The following is a 9,271-nucleotide window of genomic DNA, read 5'->3' as shown; positions in this document are numbered from 1 at the left end:
AATTTTGTGGTTCAATATTCTTACTTTGGAATAGGCTTGCCGAGTTTGCAGCAATTTGAAGTGTATGATGAGCAATTGGTAGATCCTTTATCTACTCCTATTGCTGCTGGTGATATTTCCATCGCGGCAGTTCCTGAGCCGGGCTCTTTATACTTGTTCGGGTTGGGGCTTTTGGCTTTTACCGCTTATCGTATAAGGCAAGTGCGATTAAACTAACCGTTAAAGTGTATTTACAGTACTTACCATACCCCCAATTTATTTATATATAGTACCTTGAACTATGTATATTGTGTATTAAGGCAGAGAAATCTGCCTTTTTATTTGACAACAAACACTTTAGCATTATAGTGTATTGTATGTTTAATGTGTATAAAGGAATGAACCTTGTCATCGGTTAAAGTCAAAGCAACTATCGTAGAAGATAATACTGGCATTAAAAGTCAGCTCCCCATCTTGATCACCGAACAAGGTGAAGTTGGTTCAGTTACCGATTACTTGCTAAAGATGGAAGCTGATGGTGCTAGTAATGCTTTAATGAATGGTTTTATACAAGCCACCTCTTTGCTCTTGGATTACATGGAAGCCAACAAAGGATTATTTGAAGATCCTAAAATGCTATTCCAAACCTTTGCTAAGCGTCTTTACACAGGCACCATCGGTGATGATGGTTTAGATCCCTCTGGCTTGTACTGGGTGCCAAGCTCAACTGATAACGTCAATAAACATATTCATCGATTAACGGCATTTACTGATTGGCTGGCTAACAAGCATGGCGCAGAGCCAATGAACCCTTTGCGAGATGCCACACCTCATGAGCAACGCCTGAATTATGCGGCATGGTATCGAAAAAACCAACATGACTTCCTTGGACATATTGAAGATAAAACCGTTAATAAAACCATCCGTAAAGCTCGCACAATGAAAGGACGCACTCCATTGACGAAAGCCGAAGACGATGCTTTAGCATTCCCAGATAAGCATTGGGAATCATTCTATAAAGATGGTATTGGCGGAGCAAAAGATCCGCGAGTTGCGTTGAGAGATAAGCTTATGCTGCTCTTGATGCACGGTGGCGGTTTGCGTGAAAGTGAAGCTATTATGCTCTGGGTGACTGATGTACTTGAAGATCCGTATGACCCTGAAAAAGCGATAGTTCGAATTTACAACGAAGTCGATGGTAAAGCACCCGAAGGTTGGCGTAGTCGCTCAGGGACAAAAACCAGAGAAGCCTATTTACAAGAAAAATACGCTCGTATACCACGCAAACGAATGAAAGGCACGGCATACGTTGGCTGGAAAACAAGAGTTGTAGACCATCGAGATAACTACATACAAGTTCAGTGGTTTCCAACGGATTATGGCAAGGTTTTTATGTCACTGTGGAAGAGTTACCAAAAATATCGAGCCAGTATTGACTGCCATCACCCCTATGCGTTCATTTCATTCCATCACAGCGCCCTTGGAAACCCATACACTTTGAATGCGTTTCACCAAAGCTATGCGGCGGGATTAAGGCGCATTGGCTTAGAGCCAAACAAATCGGAAGGGTTAGACCCGCACGGTCATCGTCATAGTTATGGCAGACGCTTAGAGCGTTCAGGACTTAACCCGTTGGTGATACGACGATGTATGCACCATAAATCACTGGAGTCTCAAGTTCCCTACACAGGTAAAGGGCAGCAGGAAATCTCCGATGAACTCAACAAGGCCACGCTACAACTGGCAAATCCTGAGTCCAAAGTAAAATCGCTAGATTGGAAAGAGTTGGTCGAGCACGGTTTTGACGATATTGACCCGCAAGGCTATTTCACAGGCAAGCATCCGAAATTACGAGGTAAATAATGGCAAAAAAAGTCAAGAAATATGACGGGCGCTCATCGGACTTAACGTTTAAATGGATGCTCACCACCCTTGGCCCTGAGTGGGAGCAATGGCAGGAATTAGCCGCTGAGTGGATGGCGATACAACATACGGGGGTTGACCACAAGCGCAGAGCGTTGGGCTGTTTTTTTGAGTCCTACCTGTTAGAGTACGCTCCCTATGCAACTGATATTGTTCTGTTTTTCAAGGGCTACAATGGTCATATCTGCTCCACTGAAGAGCTAGAAGCTACTGTGAGAAAAACTATTAACGACCCCGCCGGATTAACAATGTCTATCAACTACACCTTTGACTTCATTAATTACGTCATTGAACATCATCTATCTGAAGAAGATGATAGCGGCAACTTAATGCCACTGGTTCGCAATCCGCTGAGCAAAATTAAGAAGCAATCCTCACACACTGAAACCGTGCGTAACCCACTTCCGTATCGTTACATCCAAGACCTGCGCCAAATTTTGTGTCCATTGCCAGATAAAGCGGAACTGACGGTGATTGAGCAAAACCTACCACAAGGCGAGTCGTTACTGTCTAGCTATCACTACCGCCATTTCAAGCATTGGGCATGGGCACAAGAGCAGACAGGGCAAGGCAAAGCAGGTGGAAGTGGCGACTGGTTCGAGGTCGAGCCTGAGCTGATTGACAAAACCGACCCCGATTGCGTGTGGCGCACCAAAGAAGTGACTAGAGATGGTAAAAGAATCACCCTCCACCAAATCTGGTCACCTGTCAAAGCGATGGTTATATTTATGAAGCTGCATCTGCCACTGCGCACCTATCAAGTGCGTATATTAGACAGTGGTGAAGCGGATACGTGGCGTTATGAAAGCGGTCATTGGAAGCTCAATGACAAGCATGACTTTGCGCTCGGTAGCGAAAAACGCCCTTTTGGTAAAGGCATCTTTCGCCGTATCCATGACACCATGACAGGCCAGCACTCCACAGGTTTGTATATCAACACCAACAAAACCGCTGACCAGAATAAAGATGAACTAGAACGCGGCTACATCATCCCTTGGCAGAATGAGGAAGTATTATATTGGCTGGAAAAACTGCGTAACTGGCAGGAAAAATACAACCCTATAGTGAAACCGACAGACTGCACCACGCTGTTAACTAAACATACTACGAAAAAGAAGTCACAAACCCAGCTAGAGAGCATGGGTGAAATCGCCTTTCTGTTTCGTGATGCATCAGCAAACGGTGATGATAAATACAAACCGATAAATGCAAATGCGATGAAATCTTTCTGGTATCAACTCTTGCTAACACTGGAAAACCAGCTTGCTGAGCAAGGTAATACGCTTGATAATGGAGAGCGGCTTAAACTGGTTATGGATTACCCAGAAGGCACTCCAGAAAGCGATAAGAATGCCACAAATTTCCCCCTGCACAGCTTGCGTGTATCCTTGATAACATGCTACACGATGGATACCCAATTGCCACTACCTGTCATATCCAAACTACTGGCAGGGCACTCACGTATCCTAATGACCATCTATTACAACAAAATCACCCCGTCCGTGATGGCGGAAAAAATGAGTGAAGCCGAAGGGGAGCTTGAGGGTAAAGCTAAGCAGTCAGTGCGCAACTTCCTCAAAGATGCCTCACTAGCGCAAATTCAATGCAAAATGGTCTACCACAAAGAAGACAGTATTCAGGCAGCACTGGTTAACCGTAATCCCATCGGCTGGGAGGAGCGTTCAGCTGGCTTATGTTTGGTCGGAGGCAACACCGTAAAATCCGATGAAGTCAGTACGCTGGGCGGGTGTTGGAACGGTGGTGAGTTGATTAGAGATGCAAGTGCTGCCGCCAATCGCATCTATGGCAGCGTACCGCATGGCCCTGAAAACTGCATTCGTTGCCGTTGGTTTATTACTGAGGCGCGATACCTGCCAGCGCTTAACGCTCAGTTTAATCAACTCAGTTACAAGGCGCACCAAGCGGCTAACCTATCGGTTGAAATCGAGGGTGAGCTAGAAGCACTCAAAGACGAGCAGTTCTTCTGTGAAGAGCAAGGTGCGCCTTTTACCAAACATAATGACATGCAGGTTCTACAGCGCCGCTATGAAAAGCAACAAGTAGAGGCCGATGAATATACCAAAGACTGGATAGCGTGCTTCGAGCTAATCAGCAAAATCATTCACGTCGAGGAAGCCCGAAACGATGACGACACCAAAGATAAATTGATTGCAGTAGGGAATGAACAAGATATTAGCCATGCCTTGAGATTCGTTGAAACAGAGTCTGAGTTACTGCACTTATCCCTTCTGTGTGACGATGCCGAATTCTTTCCTGACTTGCAGGATGAATTGCGTAAGACGCCTGCTATTGAAAAGCGCTCCCGCAAACTTAGTCGTGCTCTGATGAAGAAAGGCTTTGAGCCTATCTTTATGGAAATGGATGAGAAACAGCAGCTAATCGCTGGTAATGCCATGCTACGCCAAATGGCAAAGATAGCCGACCCTGACGATAAAATGGAAGGCTACCGTAAAGTGGCTAATTACATCGAAGCGGGTGAGTACCTGTCTAATCACAAGCTATTTAACGCTGGCATGAATGCACTGTCGGATAAGGCCTTGCGCTTAGAAAATCTCACCCAACCTGCGCTATTGGAGGGTTAATGGACATTAATATTGATATCATCTTGGCTGACCTAAAAGACGACAAAGTGCCAAGAACCCAAAAAAACCTAGATAAGCTTAACGACATCCTGAAAGCCTATATAGAATCGGGGCAGCGTGATTTCTCCATTGCACAAATGGGGCGAGTATCAGCAGCAGGGGGTGGCCCAGGTTACGAAGCGTTGCGAGCAACCAAAAACAAGCACTACCGCACCTTGATTGAAGCATGGGCAGCAAAGTGCAAAACAACCACCAAAAAGCCGTTATCGCCAACCTCACGCTCTAAGTCTGTTCCACAGGATAACAAGCTGCTTGAGCGTATTCCAGACCCTGCGGTACGGGCTTTGTTTGGTCAGATTATTGCCGAGCGCAACCGTTATCGCAAAGAGGTTAATCTGCTAAAACAGCACGCGAATATTACCATTGATAAGCGTCCTGTACGTCAGTTTGATGCAAGCGCAGAGCCGAGTGTTGAAGTCTTGCCTTCACTATCTGGCATCTTGACCGAATCTGAGAAGAACGCCTTAGCCTACGCTATCTCTGACGAATGTATGGAAAAACATAACTGGCAAACCACACAAGCAGGCCAAGTAAAAGACATGGAATACAACATACAAATATTCCCTAGAGGTTTTGCGACAGGTCTACGCAAGTTGTTAGGTGAGGTAGATGATTAATGGCGAACGGTCAGCAAAGAGCGCAGCAGAACCTCGAAGCATTTGAAGTATGGCAAGCCACTCAAACTGATGATGACTTTAAGCAAATCGCCTTTAAAGGCAAGCTCAACCGCATCGAAGTAGCAAAAGGGGTTGGTTGCGGCAAGTCTGCCCTTAACCAAAATCCTACGCTTAGAAAAGCGCTCAAGGCATTAGAAGAAAAACTGCGTGATAAAGGTATACTCCCGCCATTGACCGAATCTGCAAAGAACAATGCTGACAAACCAAAGCAATACGACAACACGGCTAATCGCAAGCTGCTCGACGCTAAACGAGTATCGACCTTAGAAGCTGAAAACATTGAGCTAAAAGCCAAAGTTAAAGAGCTGGAAGGTAAACTGGAGCGGTTTGGCGAACTGAATGAAACCTTGTCAGAAATGGGGTTTATGCCACGATGAAATTTACACTCCATCAAGACCAAATGCGTGTCACGAGCATTCCTTACAGCTCTACCAAAATGGTGATATTCAGTGGCGTGCCACTGAAAAAAAACTCACACAAAACCAATAGCGGCAAGTATTACGTCACCATCAAAGCTGATCCAGATGCCATCCCCGTTCAACCAGCCCTCGGCCAGCACTGGTCGGTTAAAGGCCATCGTTTAATAGAAGAAATGGAAACGGGTGATTACGTGATGCAGCAGCATACCTATGAATCACCAGAGCACATCGAATGCAGCCTGCCAGAAACGGGTGAACAGCTTATTCGCTTTATTGCCAGAGAAAGTGATTTCAAAGGTATCGGTGAAAGTAAAGCTAGAGCACTCTGGGAACTGTTAGGAAAGGATTTTCACCCAACGGTTAGAAAAGACACTCATGAATCAAGAGAGCGCCTTAGAAGTGTCCTGAGTGAAGATTCTATCAATGCGTTATTTGAGGGTTACGCCAAATATAAGAATCTGGCCTACTGCAACTGGATGACCGAACACAAGATACCAGCAAGTATTCAGCAGCGCTTATTGAAGCATCATGGAGAAGAGTCCATTGAGGCTATTAAACAAAATCCGTATGTCCTTATTGGGTTTGGAATGTCGTTTACGGATGTCGATAAACTGGTTAATTTTGACCAGTTTAAGATCACAGTTTGTGATCACCGCAGACTAAGTGCCGCACTTGAAACCGCGATTCGAAAAGAGATTGAGAAAGGCCACACCTATACAACTCAAGCGTGTTTACGCCCATACCTAACCAAATTGCTCAAAGATAAGGAACTGGTGACGGAAGCGTTTAAAGCAGGTCACAACAAAGCGCAATACATCCTAAACCCTGACACTGGCTCTTATCATCCAACCGCCCAGTTGTTGATGGAAAATGTCGTTGCCAAACGACTTAAAGCACTAGCTAATCAAAACAACCTTTATGACGAAGTTGCAAATTCTGCATATTGCTCTTCGGTTGATGAATTACCATACGAGCTAACCAAGAAACAGATTGAAGCAGTGACAACGTGTTTGGATAACGCCGTGAGCTGTATTACGGGCGGAGCTGGCACAGGTAAAACCACAGTCCTTAGAACCGCACTTCGAGCCTACCATCAAATGGGATTTGAAATACATGCGGTCGCGCTGAGTGGCAGAGCCGCTATGCGCTTGCATGAGTCAATTGGCTTTATCACCTCAACTATCGCTAAGTTATTACGTAGAGAGCCTATTGAGCCAAGTTCAGACCAGCCAAAGCATTTACTGGTAATAGATGAAGCCAGTATGATTGACTTGCCAACCATGTATCGCCTGGTCAACCATATTCACCCATCGGTTCGTATTATCTTTACTGGCGACCCTGACCAGTTACCACCTATAGGGTGCGGCAAGGTTTTGGCTGATATCGTTCTATCAAAAGCCATTGCTAATACTATGCTAGATATCGTTAAGCGTCAGAAAGGCTCAACGGGTATTCCTGAATACTCCAAGCTCATTAATCAAGGTATCGTGCCTGAAAAACTAAGTACGGGGGCTATTCACTTCCACGAAACGGCAAAGAGCGACATTGCTCAAGCCTGTTGTGAGTTGTATCAGCAATCACCTGAAAATAGTCGCGTCATGGCACCGACCAAGGCACTCGTTGCTGAAATTAATAAACTGACCCAAGAGGCTGTTAACCCAAGCGGTAAAAGGCTTGAGTTTGAAATGCACGGCGAGAGATTCTTTCAAAACCTCAGATTGAATGATGCGATTCTATTTACGCAAAACCACTATGATAAAGGCATTCAAAACGGATCTCTTGGTACGCTTACCAGCATTGACTCATCAGGTGAAAGTTATGGTGAAGTAACGCTGGATACGGGGGATAAAGTTGAGGTCACACAGTCCGTGCTCGATTGCATGGAGTTGGGTTATGCAATAACCCTTCATAAAGCTCAAGGCTCGCAGTTTCCTAGAATCATTATTGCACTACAGAAAGGCAAAATCGTTGATAGAGCGTGGCTGTATACCGCGATTACCAGAGCCGAGGTTGAGATCCATATAGTTGGTAGCTCGGATGAACTAAGGGTTATTACAGAAGCCCACAGTAACTCACATAAGCGAAATAGCTACTTGAGTGAACTACTACACCAAAATTAGCAAAGCTGCAAAACATCACCCAAATTTATCACCACGAACAATCGCGGCTTACAACCCGTTGCACTTTCATGTAACCACCAGCTTCAGCAGTCATACAATTAATTGATCGTCAGCTATGAGCGAGTTGCAGTCGTTCAGATCAGGCGCTCACAAGAAAACCGAATCTCTGCTTTGCCTTACTTTGCAGACATTGGTTTTTTCGAGAATCCATTGTGCTCAAAGCTCTTATCATAAGGCAGAACTCATAGAACCTGTGCTCCTGTAGATTCTGATGAAATGAGCTTTCTATGAAGATTTTGGTGATTAGACCATTTCGAAAATCCAATACTCAAGTACTAAATTACTTCAACAGCAACAACAAGCTACATTTTGTCCCTTCATCCAACCAAGCTGTGAAGCTGAAAATTCTACATCTTGCTTCACAAAATTAACGACTTTACAAAGTGTACAAAATTTTTGGGCTTTGAGTGATTTATAAGAGCTTCCAGGTCTAGTCCTAAATCGACCATCACTACGGACAAAAATAGTGGTATTTTTTAGTAGATTCTGAGCTTTAAGGACGGTGTATGCGTTCTCATTATGTTCAGATCCATGATGAGGCGTTGTGACAATCGAATTATGACCAATATTTGGTAAAGGATGATTAAATGAGAAATCAGAGTCTGCACTAAATAAAACATCAGTAGCATTATTTAAACTTGGCGAGTAGAAAACTAGACTTTCCTTATTTGCAACACTTAAAGTTAAGTATCTAAATGCATCTACGGGCCTCGCGACTTGAAAAATTTCACGGGAGTTAACAGGCATCAAGTAGCTTTCTCCTCCATTAGGATTTTGATGCTTATCATATTCAAACCACCTTATTTTTGCCCCCGAATGATATGCGAGTATTGCAAGTTCTCTTATTTTTGCGGCTGTATCAATGGCGTCTAAAAACAAGCTTAATTGTGTAGAGTCTAGGCGATGCGGCCAAATATATGGCCATCCAGATAGTATCGTTCTTTCTACCCTAAAATCTTCTGCATTTTCAATTGCATCAGAAATTGAATGGATACTTGTTTCTCCATCTTCCGTGCCTCCACTAGGTCTGATTTCTCTAGAAAAAGATCGGGACTCCGTAAACCCCTCTAAAGTGGATATTTCAGTATGCTGGAGGTCTATAACTTGTTCAAAAGTTTCATATATAAAGTGATGAGGATTAATCAACAAATCAACCAATCTGCTGGTCCAAGTACCTGGGAGCCATACTTCTCGCGAACTCAACCCTGCCTCAAAAAAACCAAGTAATCCATTAATATGATCTGCGTCAGCATGAGTGCAAACTAGAATATCTATCGACTTGGTACAAGCTATACGCACAAACAGGTTCGCAAATCCACTTCTTGACCTACCGCCATCAACCAATATCTGTTTCCCGTCTCTCTCTAAATAGAACGAGTCTCCCTGGTTAACACTTAATGAAATGAATTTATCCATCATAACCTCTAAAG

General features: G+C 44.2%; 7 protein-coding genes. 6 read left to right on the top strand and 1 reads right to left on the bottom strand.

Going from position 1 to position 9,271, the window contains the following annotated elements:
• The 6 genes from JAO78_RS05615 to JAO78_RS05590 all read left to right on the top strand — a co-directional run.
• Nucleotides 1–216 (top strand): PEP-CTERM sorting domain-containing protein (locus JAO78_RS05615; RefSeq protein WP_226750369.1); only part of this gene is annotated, 216 nt, incomplete at its 5' end.
• Nucleotides 217–384: 168 nt separating this feature from the next.
• Nucleotides 385–1,842, top strand: a complete 1,458-nt coding sequence (gene gmtY / locus JAO78_RS05610) for a gamma-mobile-trio recombinase GmtY (protein ID WP_226750368.1) — start codon at nucleotides 385–387, stop codon at nucleotides 1,840–1,842.
• Nucleotides 1,842–4,505 (top strand): gamma-mobile-trio integrase GmtZ, encoded by a 2,664-nt coding sequence (gmtZ, locus tag JAO78_RS05605; RefSeq protein ID WP_226750367.1) that lies wholly within the window; start codon nucleotides 1,842–1,844, stop codon nucleotides 4,503–4,505. The genes gmtY and gmtZ overlap by 1 nt, the downstream gene beginning before the upstream one ends.
• On the top strand, nucleotides 4,505–5,182 hold the full coding sequence (gmtX, locus tag JAO78_RS05600; RefSeq protein ID WP_226750366.1) for a gamma-mobile-trio protein GmtX: 678 nt from the start codon (nucleotides 4,505–4,507) through the stop codon (nucleotides 5,180–5,182). Before gmtZ ends, gmtX begins: the two co-directional genes overlap by 1 nt.
• Nucleotides 5,182–5,619, top strand: coding sequence for a VPA1267 family protein (locus JAO78_RS05595; RefSeq protein ID WP_226750365.1), 438 nt, complete (start codon nucleotides 5,182–5,184; stop codon nucleotides 5,617–5,619). Before gmtX ends, JAO78_RS05595 begins: the two co-directional genes overlap by 1 nt.
• Nucleotides 5,616–7,781: an AAA family ATPase gene (locus JAO78_RS05590; RefSeq protein WP_226750364.1), complete on the top strand. Its 2,166-nt coding sequence runs from the start codon at nucleotides 5,616–5,618 to the stop codon at nucleotides 7,779–7,781. Before JAO78_RS05595 ends, JAO78_RS05590 begins: the two co-directional genes overlap by 4 nt.
• 345 nt (nucleotides 7,782–8,126) lie before the next feature.
• On the opposite strand, the gene JAO78_RS05585 is transcribed toward JAO78_RS05590, so the two are convergent.
• The gene (locus JAO78_RS05585) at nucleotides 8,127–9,257 is read right to left on the bottom strand and encodes an MBL fold metallo-hydrolase (RefSeq protein WP_226750363.1); all 1,131 of its coding nucleotides are present in this window, start codon (nucleotides 9,255–9,257) and stop codon (nucleotides 8,127–8,129) included.
• Between the last annotated feature and the right edge of the window lie 14 nt (nucleotides 9,258–9,271).

It is taken from the genome of Alishewanella maricola, from assembly GCF_016343785.1.
In the GTDB taxonomy this organism is placed as follows: Bacteria; Pseudomonadota; Gammaproteobacteria; order Enterobacterales; family Alteromonadaceae; genus Alishewanella; species Alishewanella maricola.
The sequence above is the reverse complement of the archived record's forward strand: the minus strand, read 5'-3'. Positions and strand labels throughout refer to the sequence as shown.